2 protein-coding genes are annotated in these 1,520 nt (G+C 56.9%); both read right to left on the bottom strand.

Features of this window, described 5'->3' with window-relative positions:
- Window positions 1–114: 114 nt before the first annotated feature.
- Window positions 115–810 (bottom strand): hypothetical protein, encoded by a 696-nt coding sequence (locus ABJK56_RS02075; protein WP_347243006.1) that lies wholly within the window; start codon window positions 808–810, stop codon window positions 115–117.
- A gap of 25 nt (window positions 811–835) precedes the next feature.
- On the bottom strand, window positions 836–1,520 hold a 685-nt coding region (locus tag ABJK56_RS02070; protein ID WP_347243005.1), incomplete at its 5' end, for an RHS repeat-associated core domain-containing protein.

The raw sequence follows: 1,520 nt of genomic DNA, 5'->3' as shown, positions 1-1,520 counted from the left end.
TCTCCCGATGTATCTTTACCCAAGGCGACGAATTACGCCACACGTGGCGTCCTACCGTAACGGCGCATCCTAGCGAAGTCCCACGACGCCAGAAAGGCAAAACCCCCGCCGAACTTAAACGGGATACAACAAAGCGTCAGACCTGGCCAAGTCTAAATATTCTCCGGAAAGATCAATCTCGTGGATTTGCGTTAAAAGCCTCTCTGCGTCGTCCCTGAGTCCAAGCCGTCGTGCACAAGCGTGAGCTACAACGAGGGGAACAGGTCCCTCGCTCGGAGTGTGAAGAAGAAACGCCGCCGTAGCGTAGGCCAGACCGAATAAGGTCCTGTCCTTGTACTTCTCCGCAAGTAGATAAAGACCCCTAGTCAAAAAACTTCCGGCCAAGTCGCGAGTGGTCGGGTCCACAACACCCTTAGCTGACCAAACAAGAATTGCTAGAGCCAACGGTGCAAGCTCCACGAACCGCTCGTCACTGTCTTCTTCCTCAAGACCGCCCAGGAGCTGGAAGCAGCAATCCGCGTATTCTTCGGCAACCGATGGAAAATTCGCCGCGAGAGGATCAAATTGCTCTAACGCACGTCGAGCATATTCGATTTGCCTCGGACGATCGCCTTCCATTCGGTATTGTCTGGCTATTTCAAATAACATTTTCGCCCGCATGTTTGCGTCGCCTTCTTCTTCGAGCAACTTCAGCACCTCGGAGGCTAATTCATCAGCCGACATCTTGTCGGCCATGTAATAAACGAGTTGCGAAAACAGCCGGGGAATTCGTCCTGTTCTGTCGCTACCCGAGTACCACCGGAAACCCATTCAATCCTCCTTGTTGACGCTCTTGCTATTTCCTCTCCTGTCCCGTCGCCGGATCGGAAGTTTCCGTAACCTTTACGAGCACCTTTGAAGCATCCTCAAGCGTCTCCACTCGCTCGCTAGGTGGCCTTCTCCAACTCGGCTGCTCCGTCTGGTTTGCTCCGCCATCCAAAACTCGGCGTAGGAGCTCTGCGCCTGGAAGTAACCGAAGAAAATCAGTCTCATCGGGGGCGTTCTGGAGGTGTGGACGCTCGCCGGTCTGGGTTCCGGGTCCCGGTGCACCTGGCGGGAGATCGTTGCGGCCCCCCCAAGGCGCGCGTGGCGATGATTTCTGTTGACTCTTTTGTACTCGCAAAGCTGCTCGGCGCCAATCGGACTCTCTCGCACCGTTATCCTTGACCCGCCGAAGGTCTTGAGGTGCCGCTGACGGACGCGCGAATGCGGTTGCCAGGGACACAAGTGTCTCCCCCATCACCTGAGCGTTGCTCTTTCCGGGGTGCGTCACGCTCGGTGCCATAAGGTAGGCTCCAGCTGCAGCGACAAACCCCGCGCCGAGGTACCAAGCCGGGACTGCCGCGAAGACAACCCTCCCATCCGGGTCCGTGGCACTCACCGGGTTGTTGCGCACGTAGGCGTAGAGGTTGAAGCTTTGGGGATTTTTCGGGTCGTAGTCCCTCCCGGGGTCCACCGACAAAAACCTCCCCGCCACCGAG

Source organism: Thermogutta sp., from assembly GCF_039793925.1.
Taxonomy (GTDB): domain Bacteria; phylum Planctomycetota; class Planctomycetia; order Pirellulales; family Thermoguttaceae; genus Thermogutta.
Note: the sequence above shows the minus strand (reverse complement) of the source record. Positions and strands in the feature narration are given on the sequence as shown.